The 22,976-nt window shown below is 69.3% G+C and carries 20 protein-coding genes; 14 read left to right on the top strand and 6 right to left on the bottom strand.

Features of this window, described 5'->3' with window-relative positions:
* The first annotated feature begins 151 nt into the window (after positions 1-151).
* Both ACGF7Y_RS26645 and ACGF7Y_RS26640 read left to right on the top strand, forming a co-directional pair.
* On the top strand, positions 152-3,103 hold the full coding sequence (locus tag ACGF7Y_RS26645) for an acyl-CoA synthetase (protein WP_393237983.1): 2,952 nt from the start codon (positions 152-154) through the stop codon (positions 3,101-3,103).
* Between the two features lie 56 nt (positions 3,104-3,159).
* Entirely contained in the window at positions 3,160-3,759 is a 600-nt protein-coding gene (locus ACGF7Y_RS26640) for a class I SAM-dependent methyltransferase (protein ID WP_040866135.1), read from the top strand.
* A 30-nt stretch (positions 3,760-3,789) separates the two neighbouring features.
* Here the strand turns inward: ACGF7Y_RS26640 and rffA are convergent, their stop codons facing one another.
* Both rffA and ACGF7Y_RS26630 read right to left on the bottom strand, forming a co-directional pair.
* On the bottom strand, positions 3,790-4,929 hold the full coding sequence (gene rffA, locus ACGF7Y_RS26635) for a dTDP-4-amino-4,6-dideoxygalactose transaminase (RefSeq protein ID WP_393237979.1): 1,140 nt from the start codon (positions 4,927-4,929) through the stop codon (positions 3,790-3,792).
* A complete protein-coding gene (locus ACGF7Y_RS26630; protein WP_393237976.1) occupies positions 4,919-6,019 on the bottom strand; it encodes a glycosyltransferase in 1,101 nt (366 codons plus the stop codon). Before ACGF7Y_RS26630 ends, rffA begins: the two co-directional genes overlap by 11 nt.
* 269 nt (positions 6,020-6,288) lie before the next feature.
* On the opposite strand from ACGF7Y_RS26630, the gene ACGF7Y_RS26625 reads away from it, so the two are divergent.
* The 6 genes from ACGF7Y_RS26625 to ACGF7Y_RS26600 all read left to right on the top strand — a co-directional run bounded on the left by ACGF7Y_RS26625 (position 6,289) and on the right by ACGF7Y_RS26600 (position 12,788).
* Entirely contained in the window at positions 6,289-8,460 is a 2,172-nt protein-coding gene (locus tag ACGF7Y_RS26625; RefSeq protein WP_393238419.1) for a hypothetical protein, read from the top strand.
* Positions 8,457-8,936, top strand: coding sequence for a GtrA family protein (locus ACGF7Y_RS26620; RefSeq protein ID WP_393237974.1), 480 nt, complete (start codon positions 8,457-8,459; stop codon positions 8,934-8,936). Before ACGF7Y_RS26625 ends, ACGF7Y_RS26620 begins: the two co-directional genes overlap by 4 nt.
* A gap of 71 nt (positions 8,937-9,007) precedes the next feature.
* A complete protein-coding gene (locus ACGF7Y_RS26615) occupies positions 9,008-11,260 on the top strand; it encodes a hypothetical protein (RefSeq protein WP_393237971.1) in 2,253 nt (750 codons plus the stop codon).
* A 38-nt stretch (positions 11,261-11,298) separates the two neighbouring features.
* Positions 11,299-11,838 (top strand): GtrA family protein, encoded by a 540-nt coding sequence (locus ACGF7Y_RS26610; protein ID WP_393237969.1) that lies wholly within the window; start codon positions 11,299-11,301, stop codon positions 11,836-11,838.
* Positions 11,839-11,847: 9 nt separating this feature from the next.
* The gene (locus tag ACGF7Y_RS26605; RefSeq protein WP_040866139.1) at positions 11,848-12,078 is read left to right on the top strand and encodes a Trm112 family protein; all 231 of its coding nucleotides are present in this window, start codon (positions 11,848-11,850) and stop codon (positions 12,076-12,078) included.
* A gap of 200 nt (positions 12,079-12,278) precedes the next feature.
* Positions 12,279-12,788, top strand: coding sequence for a L,D-transpeptidase (locus ACGF7Y_RS26600; RefSeq protein WP_393237966.1), 510 nt, complete (start codon positions 12,279-12,281; stop codon positions 12,786-12,788).
* 31 nt (positions 12,789-12,819) lie between these two features.
* Here the strand turns inward: ACGF7Y_RS26600 and ACGF7Y_RS26595 are convergent, their stop codons facing one another.
* The 4 genes from ACGF7Y_RS26595 to ACGF7Y_RS26580 form a co-directional block, all read right to left on the bottom strand.
* The gene (locus tag ACGF7Y_RS26595) at positions 12,820-13,464 is read right to left on the bottom strand and encodes a TetR family transcriptional regulator (RefSeq protein WP_393237963.1); all 645 of its coding nucleotides are present in this window, start codon (positions 13,462-13,464) and stop codon (positions 12,820-12,822) included.
* On the bottom strand, positions 13,461-14,255 hold the full coding sequence (locus tag ACGF7Y_RS26590; RefSeq protein WP_393237960.1) for an ABC transporter permease: 795 nt from the start codon (positions 14,253-14,255) through the stop codon (positions 13,461-13,463). The genes ACGF7Y_RS26595 and ACGF7Y_RS26590 overlap by 4 nt, the downstream gene beginning before the upstream one ends.
* Entirely contained in the window at positions 14,252-14,983 is a 732-nt protein-coding gene (locus ACGF7Y_RS26585) for an ABC transporter ATP-binding protein (protein WP_357041941.1), read from the bottom strand. Before ACGF7Y_RS26585 ends, ACGF7Y_RS26590 begins: the two co-directional genes overlap by 4 nt.
* 87 nt (positions 14,984-15,070) lie before the next feature.
* Positions 15,071-16,585 (bottom strand): multicopper oxidase family protein, encoded by a 1,515-nt coding sequence (locus tag ACGF7Y_RS26580; protein ID WP_393237956.1) that lies wholly within the window; start codon positions 16,583-16,585, stop codon positions 15,071-15,073.
* A gap of 244 nt (positions 16,586-16,829) precedes the next feature.
* Here ACGF7Y_RS26580 and ACGF7Y_RS26575 point away from each other — a divergent pair, with 244 nt between their 5' ends.
* From ACGF7Y_RS26575 to tyrS, 6 genes are all read left to right on the top strand, one after another.
* The gene (locus ACGF7Y_RS26575; protein WP_393237953.1) at positions 16,830-18,008 is read left to right on the top strand and encodes an NAD(P)/FAD-dependent oxidoreductase; all 1,179 of its coding nucleotides are present in this window, start codon (positions 16,830-16,832) and stop codon (positions 18,006-18,008) included.
* Entirely contained in the window at positions 18,005-18,895 is an 891-nt protein-coding gene (locus ACGF7Y_RS26570) for an RNA polymerase sigma-70 factor (RefSeq protein WP_393237950.1), read from the top strand. Before ACGF7Y_RS26575 ends, ACGF7Y_RS26570 begins: the two co-directional genes overlap by 4 nt.
* Positions 18,896-18,919: 24 nt before the next feature.
* Positions 18,920-20,065 (top strand): low temperature requirement protein A, encoded by a 1,146-nt coding sequence (locus ACGF7Y_RS26565; protein ID WP_393237947.1) that lies wholly within the window; start codon positions 18,920-18,922, stop codon positions 20,063-20,065.
* Positions 20,066-20,256: 191 nt separating this feature from the next.
* Complete coding sequence (locus ACGF7Y_RS26560; protein ID WP_393237945.1) at positions 20,257-20,898, top strand: DNA-3-methyladenine glycosylase; 642 nt, start codon at positions 20,257-20,259, stop codon at positions 20,896-20,898.
* Positions 20,899-21,147: 249 nt separating this feature from the next.
* A complete protein-coding gene (locus tag ACGF7Y_RS26555) occupies positions 21,148-21,339 on the top strand; it encodes a hypothetical protein (protein ID WP_393237943.1) in 192 nt (63 codons plus the stop codon).
* Positions 21,340-21,501: 162 nt separating this feature from the next.
* Entirely contained in the window at positions 21,502-22,791 is a 1,290-nt protein-coding gene (gene tyrS / locus ACGF7Y_RS26550) for a tyrosine--tRNA ligase (RefSeq protein WP_393237940.1), read from the top strand.
* Positions 22,792-22,976 lie beyond the last annotated feature (185 nt).

The following is a 22,976-nucleotide window of genomic DNA, read 5'->3' as shown; positions in this document are numbered from 1 at the left end:
GTCGAGGGGGGAATGTCGAGGGGGAGCCGACCGTGGCAACCTGGCATGCGACGTGTCACAGCGGACACATAATGGACAGGTGGTATGGGAAGCTCGTCTGAACACCTCGCGGTGTGTGATGCGGGTCACGTTCTAGGGTAGGCCAGGAGCGATGGTGAAGTTGAACGCGAATGTTGTGGTGGGCTCGGTGCAGCGGTTGATGGCGACCGCGCAGAACGGCCTGGAGGTCATCCGCTTCGGCGGGTTGACCCATGACGTCGCGTCCTCGCCGTTCGAGGTCGTGGAACGCAGACGCATGTACCGGCTGCGCCATTACTTCCCCGACGACACGACCCCGGGGCGGCCGGTGGCGCTGCTGGTGCCGCCGCTGATGGTCAACGCCGACATCTGGGATGTGAACGCCGAGGACGGCGCGGTCGGGATCCTGCACCGCGGCGGAGTCGACTGCTGGGTGGTGGACTTCGGCTCGCCCGCGAGCGAGGAGGGCGGCTGGCAGCGCGACCTCGCCGATCACGTGCTGGCCGTCAACAGCGCCATCGACACCGTCAACGAGGCCACCGGCTCCGGCGTGCACCTGATGGGTTACTCGCAGGGCGGCATGTTCGCCTACCAGACCGCCGCCTACCGGTACGGCAAGGGCGTGGACAGCATCGTGACCTTCGGCAGCCCGGTCGACATCGTCGCGGGCATGCCGTTCGGGCTGCCCTACGGCATGGTCTCCGACCTCGCCGACTTCCTGGCCGATCATGTGGTCACCCGGTTGCCGATCACCGATTCCATGGTGCGGATCGGCTTCCAGCTGCTCGACCCGGTGAAGACGGCCAAGTCCAGAATCGATTTCCTCCGGCAATTGCACGACCGTGAGGCGCTGTTGCCCAAGGAGCGCCAGCGCCGCTTCCTCAACAGCGACGGCTGGGTCGGTTACGCGGGCCCGGCCGCGGCGGATCTGCTCAAGCAGTTCGTCGCGCACAACCGGCTGATGCTCGGCGGTTTCGTCATCCGCGATCATCCGATCTCGCTGGCCGAGCTGAAGTGCCCGATCCTGGCGTTCGTCGGCGAAGTCGACGACATCGGACAGCCCGCCGCGGTGCGCGGCATCGTGCGGGCCGCGCCGAACGCCGAGGTCTACGAGGCGACGCTGGTCGCGGGACACTTCGGCCTGGTGGCCGGGAGCACGGCCACCAATCACACCTGGCCGCTGGTGCGGCAGTGGGTCGGATGGATGAACGGCGACAAGCCGCTGCCCCCCGAGATCGTGCCGATGGCCGAGCACGTGGCGAGCAATCGCCCCCGGTCGGCGGCAACCCGGGTGGTGCACACCGCCGCGTCGCTGGCGGAGGCGGGCACCGGCGTGGGCAAGGCCCTCGAGGGCATCGCGAACAACACGGTGCGCGGTTCGATCGAACTGGCAGGCGAAGCGGCGCGGGCACTGCCCCGGCTGACCCGCCTCGGCATGATCCAGCCGCACACCCGGGTATCGCTCGGCCGGTTGCTTACCGAGCAGGCGCGGCGCGCGCCGCAGCGGGACCTGTTCCTGTTCGACGACCGTGTGCACACCAACGAGGCGGTCAACCAACGCATCGACAACGTGGTGCGCGGCCTCATCTCGGTCGGCGTGCGCCCCGCCATGCGGGTCGGCGTGGTGATGGAGACCCGGCCCAGCGCGCTGGCCTCCGTCGCGGCGCTGTCGCGTCTCGGCGCGGTGGCGGTCCTGCTGGCCCCGAACGGCGAACTGAGCCGCGCGATCGAGCTGACCGGCGTGGAGACTCTGATCGCCGACCCGGAGAATCTGCGGCGGGCCGCCGAGACCGGCGCCAGGGTGCTGGTGCTCGGCGGTGGCGACACCCGGGAGCTGGCGCTGCCCACGAGCGACCGCTTGATCGACCTGGAGCAGATCGATCCGGCGCGGGTGCGGGTGCCCGCGTGGTACCGGCCCGATCCCGGCCTGGCGCGGGAGCTGGCGTTCGTGCTCGTCACCGGCACCGGTGAGCGGCTGGAGACGAAGTACATCAGCAACCACCGCTGGGCGCTGTCGGCGTTCGGCACCGCGACCACGGCCGACCTCGATCGCAAGGATACGGTGTACTGCCTTGCCCCGCTGCATCATTCGTCCGGGCTGCTGGTCAGCCTCGGCGGGGCGGTCGCGGGCGGAAGCCGGATCGCGCTGGCCCGGTCGCTGGACCCGCAGCGCTTCGCCGAGGAGGTGCACCGCTACGGCGTCACCGTGGTCACCTACACCTGGACCATGCTGCGCGACATCCTCGATGCCGAGGTGTTCCCGGTCGGCCATCGCCATCCGATCCGGTTGTTCATCGGCTCCGGTATGCCCGCCGGGCTGTGGCGGCGCACCGTCGAGCAGTTCGACCCGGCCCGCGTGCTGGAGTTCTACGCCTCGATCGAGGGCGACGTGGTGCTGGCCAATGTGGCCGGAGTGAAGCGCGGGTGCAAGGGCAGGCCGGTTCCCGGCACCGCGAAGGTGGAGTTGGTCGCCTACGACCCGCTCACCGAACGCATCCTGGTGGACGGATCCGGCTTCGCCAGGCGTTGCGCGGACAACGAGGTGGGCCTGCTGATCGGCAAAGCGTCCGACGGCGTCGACATCTCCGCGGGGGGCCTGCGCGGGGTCTTCGCGGCGGGCGACTCCTGGATGCCGACGGAGAATCTGTTCCGCCGCGACGGCGACGGCGACTACTGGCTGGTCGACCGCACGGACACGGTGATCCACACCCGGCGCGGACCGGTCTTCGGTCAGCCGATCGTCGACGTGCTCAACGACATCACCCCCGTCGACATGGAAGTCACCTACGGGCTCAATGTCGGCGACCACTGCCTCGCGGTGGCCGCGGTGAGCGTGCGCGAAGGCTTCCGCCTGGAACCGAAGGACGTCACCGAGGCGTTGCGGGTCTTGGAACCGGACCAGCGGCCCGATCTGGTCTATGTGGTGGACGACATCCCGCGCAGCCCGTCGTTCCGTCCCTCCGCCCGTGCGGTGCAGGCGGCCGAGCGGCCGGAGCCGGGACCGGACACCTGGTGGTACAACCGCGCCTCGGACGCCTACGAGGTCCTCACCGAGGACCGAGCGAGCATCCTGTTCGGCGGCTGATGCGATTCCTGTTGCCGAAACACCGGATTCGCCGACCGATGGCATAGTTTGTGCCTGTGAGAACGAGCCTCATCTACCGCAACGGGACCGTCTACGAGGTCCTGATGCGCGGGTTGTACGGCAGGCACTACGCGGCTCGGTATCGCGCTATCGCGGAACTCGTCCCGGAGGGTGCGAGCGTGGTCGATCTGTGCTGCGGGCCCGCGACGCTCTACACCCGCTACCTGCGCCACAAGTCGGTCGACTACACCGGCCTCGATCTGAACGAACGCTTCGTCGCACGCGTGAACGAAGCGGGCGGACGCGGGCGAGTGTGGAACCTGCGTTCCGGTGACGCGCTGCCCGCGGCCGATTATGTCGTCATGCAGGCCAGTCTCTATCACTTCCTGCCCGAGCCTGGCCCCCTGCTCGATCGGATGCTCGCGGCGGCCACCGAGCGGGTGATCGTCGCCGAGCCGGTGCGCAACCTGGCCAGCAGCGCCAATCCGTTCCTCGCCACGATCGGCAAGCGGTTCACCGACGCGGGCGACGGCGAGCAGGCGCATCGCTTCACCGAGCGCACGTTGGACGAGTTCTTCACGCCGTACCGGCCGCGGGTCGCCCGGCAATCACTGATCGCGGGCGGCAGGGAGAAGCTCTACGTCCTCACCGCGTGAGGACGGATGTCGCGCGCCGGGGCGGCGCGCTCACACCGTGAACGCGGTGACCGCGTCCACGACGCGGGCTACCTGCGCGTCGGTCAGATCCGGCCACAGCGGCAGGCGCACGACCGTTCCGGAGAACTCGGCGCTGCGCACACACGCCCGCGGCGTGCGGCCGAGCTTGAAGCCGGCCGGGCTGGAGTCGAGCGGGATGTAGTGGAACGGCGCGGAGATGCCTTGTGCGGCGAGATGCGCGATGAGGTCGTCGCGGCGGCGCTCGGTCGGGGTCCGCAAGTAGTACAGGTGGGCGGTGTGCTCGCGATCGGCGGGCACGGACATCAGGCGCACGTCGTTGCGCAGGGCCCAATCCGGCAGGGCGGCGGCGTAGGCGTCCCATACCCGGTGCCGTCCGGCCTGAATGGCGTCGAACTCGTCCAATTGCGCGTCGAGCACGGCCGCGTTCAACTCGCTCGGCAAGTAGCTGGAGCCGATGTCCTGCCAGGAGTACTTGTCCACGGCTCCGCGCAGGAACCTGGCCCGGTCGGTGCCCTTCTCCCGGATGATCTCGGCGCGCGCCATCAGGATCTCGTCGGTGAGCAGCAGCGCGCCGCCCTCGCCGCAGTGCACGTTCTTGGTGTCGTGGAAACTGAGCGTGCCCATCGTGCCGATGGTGCCCAGTTTCCTGCCGCGCCAGCTGCCGCCGAGCCCGTGCGCGTTGTCCTCCACGACGGCGAAGCCGTGCGCGCCGGCCAGGTCGAGCAGGCCGGCCATATCGGCGGCGACGCCACCGTAGTGGATCACCACCACGGCCTTCGTCCGCTCGGTGATCAGGGCCGCCACCGACTGCGGGTCCAGGTTTCCGGTAGCCGGATCGATGTCGCCGAAAACGCAGGTCGCGCCGCGCAGCGCCATCGAGGTGGCGGTGGAGGTGAACGCGAAGCTGGGCACGATCACTTCGTCGTCGGGGCCCAGCTCCAGCAGCAGGCCCGCCATTTCCAGCGCGGACGTGCAGGAGGTGGTGAGCAGGGCGTGCGGCGCGCCCGTGATCGCCTTCAGCTTCGCGGTGGCCGCCGCGGTGAACTGTCCGTCGCCGTGGCTGTGATCGGAGGCGAGCACGGCCTCCAGGTTCGCCAATTCCCGGCGGGCCCGGTACGGGCGGCTGAAGATGACGCGGTCAGTGCTCAACCCGGTCGGTCCCCTTGCTGGCTGCGGTCGCGGTCAGTTCCGAAGTGTCGGCCGGACGCGGTGTCGGCGTCTCGACGGTGAGATAGAGCGGTTTGCCCACCAGGATGTGCAACGCGACGCCCAGGTACTCGGCGATGAGCCCGAGGGAGAACAGCACGGCGCCGGAGCACAGCAGCAACACCACGATGGTGGATGCCCAGCCCTCGGGCGCCCAGCCGTCGGTGGTCAGCGCTTCGACCACGACGATCGCGGCCATCACGCCACCGGCCAGCGCCAGGGTGACGCCGAGCATGCTGACCAGCCGTAGCCCGCGGGTCCCGCTGCACAGCACCATCTTCCAGAACAAGGAGAACAGGCGGCGGTAGTTGTAGCCGGATTCCTCCCTGCCCTCGGCGCGCAACGTCACCGGTGCCTGCGCGACGGCGCCGACCACCCAGGTCAGCGCGACGTCCAGGTAGACGCCGTTGGAGGCGACCTCGGCCAGCTGCCTGCCGATGTCCCCGCGGATCAGCCGGTAGCTTTCGAACCGGGTGGAATCCGGGAAGGCGAACAGCGTCGCGAGCACCAGCTTGGCTCCGCGCGAGGTCAGATTGCGCAGGAATCCGTGCGGCCTGGTGTTGGTCGGCTTGGAGTAGACCAGATCGGCTCGCTGCGCCAGGGCCGTGTCCAGGAACGTGCCGATGAAGCCGGGATCGTGCTGGCCGTCCTCGTCCATGGTGACGATCCAGTCACCGGCCGCGACGGACATTCCGGCGATCGTCGCGGCGTCCTGACCGAAATTGCGGCTGAGCCAGACGGCGCGCACCGTGGGATAGGTCCGTTGCAGTTCCTGCAGGACCACATCGGAGCGGTCGGGGCCGTGGTCGTGCACCAGAATGATCTCGGTGACGGCGAACGTGGTGCCGCCGGGGGTCTCGGCGGGGCGGGTGAGATCGTGCAGCTCGGCGACCAGACCGGCGATCGTGTCCTCGCCCCGATACACCGGCACGACCACCGACACCCGGTGCGGCCGGTCCACGCCGGGCCGTGCCGGGGCGCCGTTCGTCGCGGAGGCGCCGGAACGGAGTGCGCGGGCGGAGGGAATCGGCATCAGCTGGATCGACTTTCGATGACGGTGCGTGCCGGTACTCGTCGCAGAACTGCGGAGCCCGAACCGGTGTGGACTTTAGCACGGTGCGATATCCGGCTACCGGAGCAGCTGATCATGCCCTCATCTTGGTGGCGTCCACGACCCATGCCAAGCGGAGAGCCGCCCTGTAGGGTTTGGAACTCGTGACGGACAGTGCAGTGCCCGGCTCGCGGCCGGATGTCTATTCGCGGCGAGAGGTCTACCGGTGGGGGGTCATCACCGCGCTCGGAGTGGTCGCGGGTTACCTCGCTGTCCTGCTCGCCAACGCCCGCCATTTCTTCACCGACGACACCGAATCCCAGTACACCTCGCTGTGGGTGGGCCTCGGCCGCGCGCTGCGCGCCGGTGAGTTCCCGGTCATGGTGCCCGAGCAGTGGATGTCGGGCAACAACACCATGGACGACGCGGGCCTGTTCAACCCGCCGCAGCTGCTGATCGATCTGATCGCGCCTTCGGTGGACAACGTCGCGCTGTACGCCACCGTCGTGAAGCTGATCTTCTCGATCATCGCCGCACTCGGCGTCTACCGGATCTGCCTGGTCTACGGCGGGCGGCCCGCGTGGTCGGCGGTGGCGGGTATCGCGCTGCCGCTGTCGGGCTTCTTCCTGTTCTTCGACGAAGCCAGCTGGATGACCGCGCTCACCGGCACCGCGTGGATGGTGCACGCCTGGGCGGCCTCGGTGCGGTACACGCGAGGACAGGGCGGCCCCATCCCGGTTTTCGTCTACCTGTATCTGACCATCTCGACGCAGTACATCTTCCCGGCGGTCGAAGCGGTGCTGATGCTGCTGGCGGTGGCCGTGGGTGAGTTCGTCTACCAGCGCAAGTGGCAGCCGGTGCTCCGGCTGACCGTCGCGGCGGGCTGCGCCGGGCTCGCCGGCCTGCTGACCTTCCTGCCGAGCATGCTGTCGGCGAAGGTGACCTGGCGCGGCACCGCGCAGATCAACAACGACCAGTTCCTCACGGTGCCGTGGTCGGAGTCGCTGAACGCCAGCCTGCCCAGCTCGCTGCCCGCGTTCAGCTCGTGGTGGGGATACGTGCAGCCGCTGCCGGTCACCTACATCGCCTGGTTCCTGATCCCCGCGCTGGCGTTCGTCGACTGGCGCCGCGCCAGGGAGGCATGGCGGGAACTGAGCGCCGTCGCGATCTTCGCGATCATGATGCTGATGTGGACCGCAGGCCCCGGTTCGATCGGACCGCTGCGCTGGCCCGCGCGCGTACTCCCGATGCTGGCCATCGGCCTGCTCGTGCTGGTGTGCGTGCTGCTCGGCCGCTACGGGACGGTGCGCGATCCGAAGAACCGCGCCGTCGCGGCGGGCGTGCTGATCGGTCTGCTGTGGGTGCGCTCGTTCTCCGCCGACCCGCACGACGCGATCTGGCACGTGATCGCGGCGTTCGCGCTGGCCGCGCTGGTGGCGGGGGCGGTGTGGCTCGGGCGCGCGAAGGGGACCGCGGCGGCGTGCGCGCTGACCATCGTCGCGATGTTCCCGATCGCCTATTTCCAGGTCGAAGCCGCGCAACCCACGCCGATGTCGTGGAACCTGCCCGTGCAGCGCTCGGTGGCGAAAGAGGCGTTCCCGGATTTCGCGGGCAACACCATCCAGCTGGGCGATCGCGGACTGTTGCAGCCGCAGGACAAGAGCATCGAGGGCGCCTACGGGTCGCTCGTCTTCGGCAACTACGCCCGCGGACTCGAACTGGACTACGTCAACGGCTACACCCCCAGCGGCCATTTCTACTTCGGTGAGCTGCTGTGCATGCGCTGGGACGGCAGCGTCTGCCCGGACGCCTACCGACGGATGTTCGCACCGGAGCCCACCACCGGGCGGCCGCTGGTCGACCTGATGAACCTGGACCGCGTGGTGCTGCAACGAGCGCTGTTCCCGGACGCGCCGAACCAGGCGGCGCCCGAGGGCTGGAAGTGGGTCGACTACCCCGGGCACGAGCGTTTCATCGCGGTGCTGGAACGCGTGGGCGGCCCCATCTCGACCACGAACGGCCGCGTGACCGATGCGGCGAAGGTTCGCGCGACATCGATCTCCGAGACCGACACCACCAGCCGCGTGCGCGTGTCCTCGGACCAAGGCGGCCGGCTCGTGTTCGCCCGGCTGGGCTGGCCGGGATATCGGGTCACGCTGAACGGGAAGTCGCTGCCGATCACCACGGTCGCCAAATCGTTCATCGCGGTCGACGTTCCCGCGGGCACCCAGGACGCCGAGCTCGTGCTGACCTGGCGCCCGCCCGGGTGGAAGATCGGCATCGCCGCCGCGGTGGCGGGCGTGCTCGGCATCGGCGTCCTGCAATGGTTCCAGCTCCGGTCGCGGCGCCGCGACGAACCGGAGGAGCCCGGCGACGCCGAGGGCGCCGAGCCGGATCGTGAGCTGGCGGACGTCGTTTCGTGAAGACGAACGCTCGGCCGGTCGCCGCGGATTCCGACGCGACGGGCGACGGGCCCGCGGCGGGGCTTCTGCTGCGGATGGTCCGGCGCCAAGAGGTCGCGTTCGCCATGGTCGGCGCGTGCAACACCCTGCTCGGCATCGGGCTGACCGTCGCGTGGCTGGCGGTGCTGGGTGACGCGTGGCCGCCCGCCGTCGCGGTGGTGCTGGCCTACGCCGTTGGCATCGTCGTCGCCTTCGTCCTGCACCGGACCCTCGTATTCCGGGTCCGCGGCAGGCTGTTGCGCGACTTCGTCGGCTTCGTCGTGGTGAATTCCGGTGGCTTGCTGATGAATACGGTGCTGCTGTCGCTGGCCGTCTCGGTGCTGCACCTGCCGCGCATTCCATCGGCGGTCGTGGTGATGGGCCTGGTCGCGGTCGCCAGTTTCTTCGGTCATCGCTACATCTCGTTCCGCCGCGGGCCCGAGGCCGGGTCCGGATAGCGCGGTCGCGGACCGCATCCCGGCACTGGCTTGCCGGACGGGCGGACAGGTGCGGGTAGGGTCTGGGACTCGTGGCCGAACGTAGCACCATTTCTTCGCGAGAAGTCCGCACATGGGGCGTCATCACGGCGCTCGGGGTGATCGCGGGATACGGTGCGGTTCTAGTGGCCAACGTCCGGCACTTCTATACCGACGACACCGAATCGCAGTACGCGCCGCTGTGGGTGATGCTGGGGCGATACCTTCGCGAAGGACGGTTCCCGGCACTCGTGCCCGAACACTGGATGGCGGGCAACTACACCATCGAGGAAGCCGGGCTGCTGAATCCGCCGCAGCTGCTGATCGACCTGATCGCGCCTTCGGTGGACAACCTCGCGCTGTACGCCACCGTGGTGAAACTGATCTTCGCGATCATCCTCGCGCTCGGCGTCTACCGGATCTGCCTGGCCTACGGAGCGAAGGCGCCGTGGGCGGCGGTGGCGGGCGTCGCCATACCGTTCAGCGGATGGCTGCTGTTCTTCGACGAGGCCAGCTGGATGACCGCGTTCACCGGCACGGCATGGATGGCGCACGCGTGGGCCTCCGGGGTGCGCTACGCCCGCGGGCGCAGCGGGCCGATTCCCACCTTCGTCTTCTTGTATCTGGCCATTTCGGTGCAATACGTCTTCCCCGCGGTGGAGGCCGGTCTGATGGTGGGCGCGGTCGCGATCGGCGAACTCGTCCATCAGAAGGCGTGGCGCCCGTCGCTGCGCCTGCTCACGGTCGCGGCGTGTGCCGCGGTGGCCGGATCGGCGACCTACCTGCCGAGCATGCTGTCGGCGAAGGTGACCTGGCGCGGCACCGCGCAGATCAACAACGACCAGTTCCTCACGGTGCCGTGGTCGGAGTCGCTGAACGCCAGCCTGCCCAGCACATTGCCCGCGTTCAATTCCTGGTGGGGCTACGTGCAGCCGATGCCGGTGGTCTACATCGCGTGGTTCCTCGTTCCGGCGCTGGCCTTCGTAGATTGGCGCAGGGCGCTCGGCTCGGCGCGCGAATTCGTCGCGCCCGCCCTGTTCGCGGTGATGGCACTGATGTGGACGGCCGGTCCCGGCGCCATCGGCCCGTTGCGCTGGCCCGTCCGTGTGCTGCCGATGGTCGCGCTCGGTCTGCTGGTGCTCGTATGCGTGCTGCTCGGCCGCTTCGCGACCGTTCAGGACTGGCGGCGTCGCGGAATCGCGGCCGCGGTGCTGATCGGTCTGCTGTGGGTGCGCTCCTTCTCGGCCGCACCCCACGAGGTGATCAGGCATGTCATCGCGGCGCTCGGTGTGGCGGCGCTCGGCGCCGTCGCGGTATGGCTCGGCCGCAGCCGTGGCGCGGCCGCCGCGTGCGCGCTGATCGTCGCTTCGGTGTTCCCGATCGCGTATCTGCAGGTGTGGGACGCGCAACCGACTCCGATGGGGTGGAATCTGCCGGAGAAGCGGTCGGAGATGAAGGCCGCGTTCCCGGATTTCCCCGGCACCACGCTGCAACTCGCGGACCGTATGCTCATCCCGCCGTCGGAACGGAACCTTTCCGGGGCGTACGGATCGCTGGTATTCGGCAACTACGCGAAGGATCTCGAGCTGACCTACGTCAGCGGCTACACCCCCAACGGGCACTACTGGTTCGGCGAGACGTTGTGCATGCGCTGGGACACCAGCGTCTGCGCCGATGCCTACCGCCGCGCGTTCGCGACCGAGCCGACCACCGGCCGGACCATCGTCGACCTCATGAAGGTCGACCGGGTGGTGCTGCATCGCGCCTTGTACCCGGACGCGCGCGACCAGCCCGCGCCCCCCGGCTGGAAATGGGTCGACTATCCGGGGCACGAGAAGTACATCTCGGTCCTGGAACGCACCGACGGCCTGATCTCGACCCGTGACGGCCGGGTGGCCGCCGCCCAGGGGGTTACGGCCACATCGATCGGCGAATCGGATACGGCCAGCCGGGTGCGGGTGAGTTCCCCGGACGGCGGGCGGATCGTGTTCGCCCGGCTCGGGTGGCCCGGTTACCGGGCGACGCTCGACGGCCGGGAGATTCCCACCACGCTGGTAGGGAAAACCTTCTCGGCCGTCGATCTCCCGCCCGGCGCCTCCGGTGAGCTGGAGTTGTCCTGGCAGCCGCCGGGCTGGTGGATCGGCGTCGCCGCGGCACTGCTCGGGCTGCTCGGCCTCGGTCTGCTGGAGTGGGTGTACCTGCGTAGCAGGCGGCGGCTCGACCGGCCGATCGGCGACAGCGGTGAGCCGTCCGCACCCGATGCCGCCGTGACATCGGAAACCGACTCGGCCGACGCCGTCCGATGAGCGCGGGCGCGGGGGACGGAGCCGGGGCGGCATCGGAGGTGCGACGCTCCGATGCCGCGGACGCGACGAGCACGCCACCGCCCGCCGAGGCGGATGCTCCGCTTCCCCGTGCCGCGGAACTCCCCGCCGACCCCGGCCCGCTGCTGCGTTTGGTGCGTCGCCAGGAGATCGCGTTCGCCGTCGTCGGCGTGGTGAACACGGGTCTGGGCATGGCGCTGACGGTGATGTGGCTGGCGGTGCTCGGCAACCGGACGCCCGCCGCGCTCGCGCCCGCCCTGGCCTACGGCATCAGCGTGGTCGTGGCGTTCGTCCTGCACCGCACCCTGGTGTTCCGGGTGCGCGGGCGGCTGATGCGGGATTTCGCCGCGTTCGTCGCGGTGAACTCCGGCGGGCTGGTGCTGAACATGGTGCTGCTCCAGCTGGGGGTGTCGCTGCTGCACCTGCCGAGCATCCCGTCGGCGGTCGCCGTGATGGCGCTGGTGGCGGGCGCCAGCTTCTTCGGGCATCGCCACATCTCGTTCCGCCGAGCGTCCGCACTCGACGCGGACGGTTCCCGGTCCGGCACCGCGGGCAGGTAGGTTCCTCGTATGCCTGAGCACACCACTTTGGACGCCACACTGCTGAGCCTGCTGGCCTGCCCGCAGGACAAGGGCCCGCTGCGGCTGGTCCGCGCCGCCGACGGCAGCGCGCTGCTCTACAACCCGCGCCTGCGCCGGGCATACCCGATCGAGAACGGCATCCCGGTCCTGCTCGTCGACGAGGCAAGGGACGTCACCGACGCCGAGCACGACGCGTTCACCGCCCAGCCCGACGCCTGACCCGCCGAACTCTCTTCGCACGACTCGCCCGCCGCAGGGCAACGGATGCGTCACGGTCGTTTTGCGGCCATTGACCGTTTGGAGCCGGGTCCGCCATGATCATTTGCACTTCGCGACGGTCCAGGCGCTCCAGCGAAGGGGCGCCGCGGCCGACCTGATGAGCGGCACAGGTGGCGTATGGGAGAGAGGTCGGGAACGTAATGAGCGGTTCGCGTTCACGTAACTGGACGGCTCGATGCGCGATCGCCTGCGGAGTCGCGGCGGCGGCATTCGCCATGGCGGTGCCCGCCCAGGCCGAACCGCTCTGGCCGGGCGGCCCGGACATCCCCGGTATGCCCGCGCTGATTCCGCCCCCGCCGCCCGTCGCGCCGTGCTCCACGGCGGCCCGCGCGTGCATGCGGCTGTCCACCGACGAAGCCTGGCTGATGGACGAGGGCAAAGTGGTCTACGGCCCCACGCCGATCTCGCACGGGATGCCGGGGTACGAGACGCCGCCCGGAGTCTTCCACGTGTCGTTCAAGAAGGAATTCCACTGGAGCACCATGCACAACGCTCCGATGCCGTACGCGACCTTCTTCAACGGCGACATCGCCTTCCACGTCGGCCCGATCGAGAAGAAGTCGCACGGCTGCGTTCGGATGACCCACGAGGGAGCCAAGGCGTTCTACGAATACCTCTGGCCCGGTGACATCGTCGAAGTCGTGGAGTGACGGCTCCGGCGTGTCCCGGTGATCGCCGCGGTCACGGGGACGCCGGTCCCCGGCCGATGTCTCCGGTGAGATAGCGCTGCAGCGTCGGGCCCACCGCGGTGACCAGCTCGGCCGCGGGCATCGATGCCAGCGGTTCGACACCGACGATCTTGCGGGCTACCAGCACGCCGATCATCTGCGACGCGACCAAACCGATCCGGACCCGGCCGTCGTCCTCCGGGGTGGCGATGCGCAGGCGGACGCGCTCCAGCACCACCTCCAACAGGAATCTCCTGGCCAGGGACGGGTCGTCGCTGCCGGCCAGGATGCTGCGCACCACGGCGACGACGCCGGGCCCCGCGGGGGAGTCCCACACCCCGACCACCGCGCGAATGATGGTCTCGCCCAAGCGATCCAGCGGCGCGGCCTCGATGATGCGCAGTGTCGCCTCGGGATTCACCGGGAATTCCACCACCGCGGCGAAAAGTTGCTGCTTGGTGCCGAAGTAGTGATGCACGAGGGCCGGATCCACCCCCGCGTCGGTGGCGACCGCGCGCACCGAGGTCTTGTCGAAGCCCGCGTCGGCGAAACGCGCGCGGGCGGCCGCGAGGATGGCCTCGCGGGCGCCCGATTGCCCCGGTCGGCGGCCCGTGCGGGTAGGCCGCTCGGCGCCGCCGGAGCCGTTGCCTGCCGTCACGTGGTCCGCCGTCGTAGCGTGGCAGCGCCCAGGCACAGGGCGACGATCGCGAACCCGGCGACAATGGCCAGATCACGCCACATCTGGCCGGTGACCTCCGGATGCGTCGAAACCTGCTGCAGCGCGTCGACCGCGTAGCTCAACGGCATCACGTTGCTGATCACCTCCAGCCAATCGGGCAGCTGGCCGCGGGGAACGAGCAGGCCGCACAGGAAGATCTGCGGCGCGACCACGACCGGCATGAACTGTACGGCCTGGAATTCGGTGCGCGCGAACGCGCTTGCCAGCAGTCCCAGCGCCACCCCGCACACCGCGTCGACCACCGCGATCAGCACCACCCAGCTCGGACTGCCCGCCGCGCCGAGCCCGAGCAGCCCGAAGGAGACCAGGCAGGCGACGACGGCCTGCGCGGCCGCCGCCAGCGAGAACGCGGTGCCGTAACCGGCGAGCAGGTCGAGTTTCGACAGCGGCGTCGACAGCAGCCGCTCGAGCGTGCCCGAGGTGCGTTCGCGCTGCATGGCGATCGCGGTGATCAGGAACATCACGATGAACGGCAGGATGCCGAGCATGCTGATGCCGACCCGGTCGAACAGCGAGACGGGGTTCAGCGGGTTGGTCGGGGTGTCCTTGTAGATGAAATACAGCAGCGCCATCAGCAGCGCGGGGACCACCAGGATCATGGCGACGGTGCGGTGGTCGTTGCGCAGCTGGCGCAGGATGCGGCCGGTGGTAGCGGCATAGGGGCGCAGCGTGGGCGTCCGCCGGGGCGCGGCTTCCATGGTGGCGGTCATGCGTTCTGTCCCATCGTGATCAGGGTGAGGAAGGCGGTCTCCAGGTTCTGCTCGCCGGTCTGCGCGCGCAGTTCGTCGGGGCTGAGCTGGGCGAGCAACTGCCCCTCGCGCATCAGCAACAGCCGGTCGCAGTGCTCGGCCTCGTCCATGACGTGGCTGGACACCAGCAGCGTCGTCCCGTTCGAGGCCAGTTCGTGGAACTGCTTCCACAGCTCGACGCGCAGCACGGGATCGAGGCCGACGGTCGGTTCGTCGAGAACCAGCAGATCGGGCTGGGCGACCAGCGCGCACGCCAGTGACGCGCGCGTCTTCTGCCCGCCGGAGAGCTCGTCGCCGCGCTGGTGGGCGTGATCGGTCAGACCGACCGCCGTGATCGCGTCGTCGACGTCGGCGCGGTCGCGGCCGTAGAGCGCCGCGAAGTACGCGACGTTCTCGCGGACGCTGATGTCGTTGTAGATGCTCGGCGCCTGGGTGACGTAACCGATCAGGTGGCGCAGCGCCGCGGAGCCCGCCGGGCGTCCGAGCGCGCTGACGTCGCCCGATTCGATGATCTGAGTGCCGACGATGCTGCGCATCAGCGTGGTCTTGCCGCATCCCGACGGGCCGAGCAACCCGGTGATCGAGCCGCGCGGGATGGTCAGTGAGACGTCGTGCAGTACTTCGCGGCCGCCGCGACGGACCCGCAGGTTCCGTACCTCGACGGCGGGGGATGGGATGGCTTGCGACACGGTCGCCTCAATTCATCGAGTGTTGAATTCACTGTGTGATGAATTTAGCGCGCTCGCGCTGAACAGGCAAGAGTGTCGGGCGGAGAGTCAGTGGCCGTGGTGCACCGGCGGGGTCCCCGGTGTCTGGCCCGGGTTCACGACGACGAACTGGCCCATCATTCCGAGGTCTTCGTGCCACAGCAGGTGGCAGTGGTACATGTAGGGCGCGTCCGGATCGGCCGGGCCGTCGAAGCGCATGGCCAATCGCACCGTGCTGCCCGGTGGCAGGAAGACGGTGTCCTTCGGGCCGGTCAGCGCCGCCGGTGGCGGGCCGTCGTCCACCGCGAGCACGCGGAATCGCACGTCGTGGACGTGGAAGTTGTGCGGCATGCCGTCGCCGTTGCGCACCACCCACGTCTCCGTGGTGCCGCGCGTCACCGCGAAATCGATCCGGTCCATAACCATCGGGGTGCCGTTGATCCCGGCGAGGTTCAGGTCGAAATTCCGTTCCCGGACCGAATCGCCGCCGTCCGGGGTGCTGGGGGGAGTCAGGGCCGCGGGCAGCTCCGGTGACGGCCGCAGCGTCTCGGCCGCGCGCAGTTCCAGGATGTCGAAGGTGTCGTCACCCCCCGCGAAACGCTGTGTCCAGAAATCGAGTCCGGCGTCGAGTTCGCCGGAGCGCAGTACGGCGCGCTCGCCAGGTCGCATCCGCACCACGATCTCGGCGCGCTCACCCGGCGACAGCCGCAGCCGATCCTGGGTGCTCGGCCGTTCGGTGAAGCCGCCGTCGGTGGCGACGAGCGCGAACGGTCGCCCGTCGGAGAATTCGAAGGTGTAGATCCGGGCGGTGGAGGCGTTGAGCAGGCGCAGCCGGACCAGTTCGTCGCCGACGTTCCGGTACGGCGCGAGCGTGCCGTTGACCATGGTCCGGTCGCCGAGGAAACCGACATCGCGGAACATTCCGTGCGAGGAGTCGAGCGCCGCGCCGTTGAACTTCACGTCCTGCACGATCACCGGCAGATCGTCCACGCCGTAGGTGGAGGGAAGCGCCAGGGAGGTGGACACGTCGTCGTCGAGCAGGAACATGCCCGCCAACCCGCGGCCCACGTGGGTTTCGGTCGCGCCGTGCGGATGCGGGTGGTACCACAGCGTCGCGGCGGGTTGATCGACGGTCCACTGCGGCGTCCAAGCGGCGCCGGGCGCCACCATCTGGTGCGGGCCGCCATCCATCGCGGCGGGCAGGTGCATGCCGTGCCAGTGCACGGTGGAGGCCTCCGGCAGGGTGTTGCGAACGGTCACCGCCACCTTCTCCCCGCGCCGCGCCCGCAGTGTCGGACCGAGATAGTCGCCGTTGAACCCCCAGGTCGGCGTGGCCCGGCCGGGAAGGAACTCCCGTTGCCCGGCGCGCATGTCGAGTTCGAACGTGCGCGTGCCGTCGGCGCCGACCCGCGACGGAGCCAGCGCGGGTACGGCCAGTTCGTTGCGGAATTCCGTCTTGCCCACGGTGGATACGGCTGCCCCGGCGTACACCCACGCGACACCACCGAGGATCAGGACCGGCAATGCCGCGAGGCAGCCGAGAACGAGGAACAACCGCCTGCGCGGCCGGGAATCCGAAGACATGGACCGACGGTAGAAATCAGCGGTGCCACAACACATCCGGAAGCGTCCCGATTTCCTCCCCGATCCCGCCCCTGATACCCGTGCCGCGGCCTCAGGGTGCGCGCGGGATTCGCTGGTCCGGCCGCGCCCATCGAGTGTGACTCGGAACACATCGTGGGGTGTCACGTTCCGGACCGCTCAGCTGTCCCATGGTCGTCACCATCCGCCAACACTGCCTCGGTGACCCGACCATTGGAGCACTGTCATGAACACCACACATCGGATCGTCATCGTCGGCGGCGGCTACACCGGCATGCTGGCCGCCGTGCGGCTGGCCCGGCGCACCCGTGCGCTGGACGTCCGGATCACGTTGGTCAACCCTTCGGCGCGATTCACCGAGCGCCTGCGCATGCACCAGGTGGCCGCGGGCCAAGAGCTGGCGGACCACCGGATCCCCGCGCTGCTGGAGGGCACCGGCGTCGCCTTCGTCCAGGGCTGGGCCACGGCCATCGACCCGATGGCTCGAGAGGTCACCGTCGACGGCACCACTCGCCTTCCCTATGACGAGTTGATCTACGCGCTGGGCAGCACCGCCGACACGAGCATCGTGCCCGGCGCCGCCGACCATGCGTGGACCCTGGACAACCCCGCCACCGCACACCGATTCGGCCGACGCCTCGCCGAGGTGGCGGCGCGCGGCGGCACGGTCGCGGTCTGCGGCGGCGGCTTGACCGGCATCGAGGCGGCGGCCGAGATCGCCGAGAGCCATCCCGGCGCGCGCGTCACCCTGATCAGCACCGGGGAGCCCGGCGCCATGATGGGCACGAAGGCTCGCGCCTACCTGCATCGGGCACTCGATCGGCTCGGTGTCACCCGGCAGACCGGCCGGGCTGTGGTGAAGGTGCTGCCCGACGCGGTCGAACTGGCCGGCGGGGAACTCGTGCACACCGACCTGACGCTGTGGACGGCCGGTGTCCGCGTCTCCCCATTGGCCGCGCAGGCCGGGATCGAGACCGACCCGCACGGGTTGATCGTGGTCGACCCGACCCTGAAGTCGGTGTCGCACCCGACGATCCACGCCATCGGCGACGCCGCCGCGGTCCGCCAGACGTGGGGGCGGATCCACGGCACCTGCCAGAGCGGGATGCCGACCGCCGCCTACACCGCGGACGTCATCGCGCGGCAGCTGCGCGGCAAGCGCGTGCGGCCGTTCCGCTTCGGCTATTTCCACCAGCCGGTCAGCCTCGGGCGCAAGGACGCGGTCATCCAGTTCACCAAGGCCGACGACCGTCCGCGCCGCGGCTACCTGACCGGACGCGCCGCCGTCCGCTACAAGGAGGCCGTCAGCGGCAGCCCGGTGCCGGTGTTCACGCTGAGCAAGCGGATGACGGTGTCGGTCACCCTGTCCAAAGGCGGCCGGGCAACCAGGAGAATCCAGGCATGACCGACCCGATATCGGAGCAGGACCCTTTTCTCGAGCACCGGCGTCTGTTGTTCGCCACCGCGTACCGGATGCTGGGCACCGTCACCGACGCGGAGGACGTCCTCCAAGACGCCTGGCTGAAGTGGAACGAGACCGACCACTCCACGGTGCGTCAGCCCAAGTCCTACCTGGTGCGGGCGGTCACCAACCTGTCGCTCAACCGGCTCACCTCGGCCAGGGCCACTCGCGAGAGCTATGTCGGGCCCTGGCTTCCCGAGCCGTTGCTCACCTCACCGAACGTCGCCGAGGAGACCGAATTGGCCGACACCGTCTCCACGGCGATGCTGGTGGTCCTGGAAACACTCGGTCCCGTCGAACGCGCGGTCTTCCTGCTGCGCGAGGTCTTCGGCTACACGCACGCCGAGATCGCCGAGACCCTGGACCGGCCGGAGCCCGCGATCCGGCAGATCGCGCATCGCGCCAAGCGGCACGTGCTATCCCGCCGACCGCGTTTCGACACCGACAAGGCCGAGCGCGACCATGTCACCGCCCGGTTCATGGCCGCGTGCTCCGGCGGCGACCTCAACGCGCTGATGGACCTGCTCGCCCCGGATGTCACCTCGTGGTCGGATGGCGGCGGCGTGGTCACCGCGGCGCGCCGGCCGTTGTACGGACCCGATCACGTGGCGCGCTGGATACTCGGCGTGCTGGCCAAGCCGATCGTCGCCGGATTCGTGCTCGAACCCGCGCACATCAACGGTGAACTCGGGGCGCTGGCGCTCATCGAGGGGAATCCGGTGGCCGTGTTCACCTACGACATCGCCGACGGACGGATCCAGAACCTCCGGTTCCAGGTCAACCCGTACAAGCTGAAGGGTCTCGCCATGGGCACCGACACGCTGGGGTGACGGCGGTCGTTCTAGGCTCCAGCTGTGACCAACCAGAGCGCCCTGTCCGCCGACGGCGGGCAGCTGCGGGCCTCGACGCTCGAACTGTTCTTCGATCTCGTCTTCGTCCTCACCATCACCCAGCTCTCGCACGTCTACACGCATCACCCGGGCTTCCAGGCGCTCGTCCAGGTCGCCCTGCTGTTCGGACTGGTCTGGTGGATGTATTCCGGCTACGTCTGGCTCACCAACGAGGTCGCCCCGAACAGTTCCACCAGGCGGACCTGGCTGCTGGTGGGCATGTTCGCGTTCTTCGTTCTCGCCTTGGCGATCCCGGACGCGTTCCACGGCACCGGCCTCGCGTTCGGGATCGGGTACGTCCTGGTCACCGCCGTGCACACCGCGCTGTTCGCCTCGGCGGGCGGAGCGTCGGCGACGATCGCGATCCGCAGGCTCGCGCCGCTCAACGCCCTGGCCGCCGCGCTCGTACTGGCAGGCGGATTCGTGCACGGTTGGATGCAGTACGCCTGCTGGATCGTGGCCTTCACGGTGCAGGTGATCAGCCCCTATCTGGTCGACACGCGCGACTTCGTGATCCGAGCGCGCCACTTCTGCGAGCGGCACGGGCTGGTTGTGATCGTCGCGATCGGTGAGTCCATTGTCGCCGTCGGCGCCGGGCTGGCCGGCGAGAAGATCACCCCGCAGTTGATCGCCACCGTCGGCCTCGGCCTAGGTCTGGCCTACGTCCTGTGGTGGGCCTACTTCGGTGTCGACGACGAACGTGGCGAGCACGCGCTGGCCGCGGTACCGGACCGGGAACGCTCCCGGCCTGCCGTGCTGGCCTACGGCTACTCCCTGTACCCGCTGCTGATCGGCGTCATCGTGGCCGCGGCGGGCATTCAGATGAGCGTCGCCCACGGCGACGAAGCGACCTCGGTCGCCGTGGCCGCCGCGCTCTCCGGCGGCGTCGCGCTGTACTTCCTCGGCCAGTTCTTCTTCCGCCTGACACTGCGGCTGCCGCGTCCATGGGCTCGCTTGCTCGCGGCGCTCGCGGTGGCGGCGACAACGCCGATCGGCATCTTCTGGGTGTCGTGGGCCCAATTGGTCGCGATCGTCGTCGTCGGTTACGCCGCGGTCATCGCCGACGACCTGCTCACGCTGCGGTCCGGCGAGCACAGTACGTACTTCTGAGGGCCGTGGTCGTCGTCCGTCCGGCTTCCTCGGGTGACCTCGCGTCTTCGGCGCGTAGCCGGGTGTCCCGGCCTGCGCGCGCGAGCGCGTGCCGCGCACTCGGCGTTGCTTCTACCCGCGCGATTGCCCGCGCCGAGGGCGGTACGGTCGCCGAGCGGCTGGGCGCACCGTTGTCGTAGCCGTCGAGGAGAATGGCGGCTGTGTGTGCCCAGCCTGTCGAGGAACTCGCCGTCGAACCACCCGCTGCCGCCCGGCGTCTGCTCGGGGCGACCTTGTGGTCGGGCCCGGTCGGTGTCCGGATAGTCGAAGTCGAGGCCTACGGGGGAGACCCGGCCGGGCCATGGCCGGATCCGGCATCGCATTCCGGGCGCGGCCGGACCAAGCGCAACGACGTGATGTTCGGTCCCGCCGGTGTGCTGTACGTCTACCTCAGCTACGGCATGCACACCTGCATCAACGTGACGAGCGGCCCGGATGGGGTCGCCAGCGCCGCGCTGATCCGCTCCGGCGAGGTCATCGAGGGGCTGGAGACGGTGCGTGAACGGCGCCCCGGAGCTCGAAGCGACCTCGACTCGGCCCGCGGCCCGGGCAACCTCGGCAGCGCGCTGGGAATCACGTTGAGCGACTACGGAACCCCACTGTTCGATCCGGCGTCACCGATTCGGCTCGAGTTGCACGATCCGATCGCGGACGCCGAGATCGCCAGTGGTCCGCGGGTCGGGGTCAGCAGCGCGGCGGACCTGCCATGGCGTTTCTGGCTTCCGGGTTCGCGGGCGGTGTCGGTCTACCGGCGCAGTCCGCGTGCTCCACTGCCCACCGAGAAGTCGGCCTGAGCACTCGGCGGAAGTTTTCGCATCGCCTCCACCAGCACCGCGCCCGCCGCCGCCCAGCCGGGCAAGGTTCTCGATCGCACCCTGTGGACGGTGCAGATCCTGCTCCGCCTGTTCCTGGTCATCGCCTCGGGCCTGCCGGAACTGGCCGGTCAGTCCGATGCCGTGCGCATTTTCCACGAGATCGGCTTCTGCGACTGGTTCCGCTAACTCACCGGCCTGGTCGAGGTCGCCGGCGGCGCCGGTCTGCTGGTGCCGCGGCTGAGCGGCGTGGCCGCGTCCGGTCTGTCGATCACCATGGTGCTGGCCGCCGCCACCCAGCCCTTCCTCCTGGGCGCCTCAGCTTTGGCGCCGTTCCCGCTGGTACTGGCCGCGGTGTTCGCCTGGATCGCCTACCAGCGGCGCGACAGCATCGTCGCGGTGCGGGAAACCCTGTCGCGGTGAGCGCTCGCGCCACGCGCACGGCCGGTGGACTCGGTCCACCGGCCGTCGTGCCGGGCGGCAGGGTCGCCGGTGCACAGCAAAATCGTTCGACTCACGCCGTGCCGCGCCACGACACCGAGGTGCGCACGAAGCCTCGGATCCGGTGCGGAAAGATAGGACAACGTGAGCGGCGACATCATCGACGAACTGACCTGGCGCGGACTGATCGCGCAGTCCACCGATCTGGATGCCCTGCGCGCGGCGGCGGCCGCCGGGCCGCTGACCCTGTACGCGGGCTTCGATCCCACCGCAGCCAGCTTGCACGCGGGACACCTGGTGCCGTTGCTCGCCCTGAAGCGTTTCCAGCGCGCCGGACATCGCCCCATCGTGCTGGCGGGTGGCGCCACAGGGCTGATCGGTGACCCGCGCGACGTCGGCGAGCGGAGCATGAACTCCACCGACACCGTCGCGGGCTGGGCCGAGCGGATCCGCTCCCAGCTGGAGCGCTTCGTCGACCTGGACGACTCGCCGACCGGTGCGGTCGTCGTCGACAATATGGAGTGGACCGGGCGGCTGTCCGCGGTCGACTTCCTGCGCGACATCGGCAAGCACTTCTCGGTGAACGTCATGCTGGCGCGCGACACCATCAAGCGGCGGCTGGACGGCGAGGGCATCTCCTACACCGAGTTCAGCTACATGCTCCTGCAGGCCAACGACTACTTGCAGTTGCGTCGCGACTACGGCTGCACGCTGCAGGTGGGCGGCTCCGACCAGTGGGGCAACATCATCGCGGGCGTCGAACTCAACCGCCGGGTGGACGGCGCGTCCGTGCACGCCATGACCGTTCCGCTGGTGACCTCCGCGGACGGCAAGAAGTTCGGCAAGTCCACCGGCGGCGGCAGCCTGTGGCTCGATCCCGAGATGACCAGCCCCTACGCCTGGTACCAGTACTTCGTGAACACGGCGGACGCCGATGTGGTGCGGTACCTGCGCTGGTTCACGTTCCTGTCCCGCGAGGAACTCGACGAACTCGAGCGGGCGACGGCAGAGCGACCGCATGCCAGGGAAGCGCAGCGCAGGCTCGCCGCCGAGATGACGACCCTGGTGCACGGGGAGGCCCATACCCGCGCGGTGCAGCTGGCCAGCCAAGCGTTGTTCGGTCGCGGTGAGCTCCGCGAACTCGACGAGGCGACCCTCGGCGCCGCCCTGCGCGAAGCGGCGGTCGACGGTGAGGTCGCGCAGATCAAAGCCGGCGAGCCGAGCACCATCGTGGATCTGCTCGTCGCCACCGGCCTGTCCGAAAGCCGCGGCGCGGCGCGGCGCGCGGTGAACGAAGGCGGCGCCTCGGTGAACAACGGGAAGATCTCCGATATCGAGTGGACCCCGGCGGATGCCGACTACCTGCACGGACGGTGGCTCGTCCTGCGGCGCGGGAAGAAGAACCTCGCGGGGGTTCTGCGGGCAGGTGCATGAAGATCGCCGTGGCTTGAATCACATCCGTGTGATTCAAGCCAGCCATCACGGTGATCCCATGGCATTGACCTGCGGAAACGCCAGCTTGTCCAGGCGATTTGACGTAGCGTTTTCCGCCGCGTAACTTTATCCAAGTCAGAGCGACACGGACACCGACCCGGAGCCGAGAAGCGAGGCGGAGACGC

Source organism: Nocardia sp. NPDC047654 (genome assembly GCF_043205035.1).
Lineage (GTDB): Bacteria > Actinomycetota > Actinomycetes > Mycobacteriales > Mycobacteriaceae > Nocardia.
The sequence above is the reverse complement of the archived record's forward strand: the minus strand, read 5'-3'. Positions and strand labels throughout refer to the sequence as shown.

Bases quoted from the DNA above. Each gene is read 5' to 3' on its own strand.
- ACGF7Y_RS26645 (WP_393237983.1), top strand. From the start codon at position 152: ATGGTGAAGTTGAACGCGAATGTTGTGGTGGGCTCGGTGCAGCGGTTG.
- ACGF7Y_RS26630 (WP_393237976.1), bottom strand. From the start codon at position 6,019: ATGCCGATTCCCTCCGCCCGCGCACTCCGTTCCGGCGCCTCCGCGACG.
- ACGF7Y_RS26605 (WP_040866139.1), top strand. From the start codon at position 11,848: ATGCCTGAGCACACCACTTTGGACGCCACACTGCTGAGCCTGCTGGCC.
- ACGF7Y_RS26600 (WP_393237966.1), top strand. From the start codon at position 12,279: ATGAGCGGTTCGCGTTCACGTAACTGGACGGCTCGATGCGCGATCGCC.
- ACGF7Y_RS26590 (WP_393237960.1), bottom strand. From the start codon at position 14,255: ATGACCGCCACCATGGAAGCCGCGCCCCGGCGGACGCCCACGCTGCGC.
- ACGF7Y_RS26580 (WP_393237956.1), bottom strand. From the start codon at position 16,585: ATGTCTTCGGATTCCCGGCCGCGCAGGCGGTTGTTCCTCGTTCTCGGC.
- ACGF7Y_RS26575 (WP_393237953.1), top strand. From the start codon at position 16,830: ATGAACACCACACATCGGATCGTCATCGTCGGCGGCGGCTACACCGGC.
- ACGF7Y_RS26570 (WP_393237950.1), top strand. From the start codon at position 18,005: ATGACCGACCCGATATCGGAGCAGGACCCTTTTCTCGAGCACCGGCGT.
- ACGF7Y_RS26560 (WP_393237945.1), top strand. From the start codon at position 20,257: ATGGCGGCTGTGTGTGCCCAGCCTGTCGAGGAACTCGCCGTCGAACCA.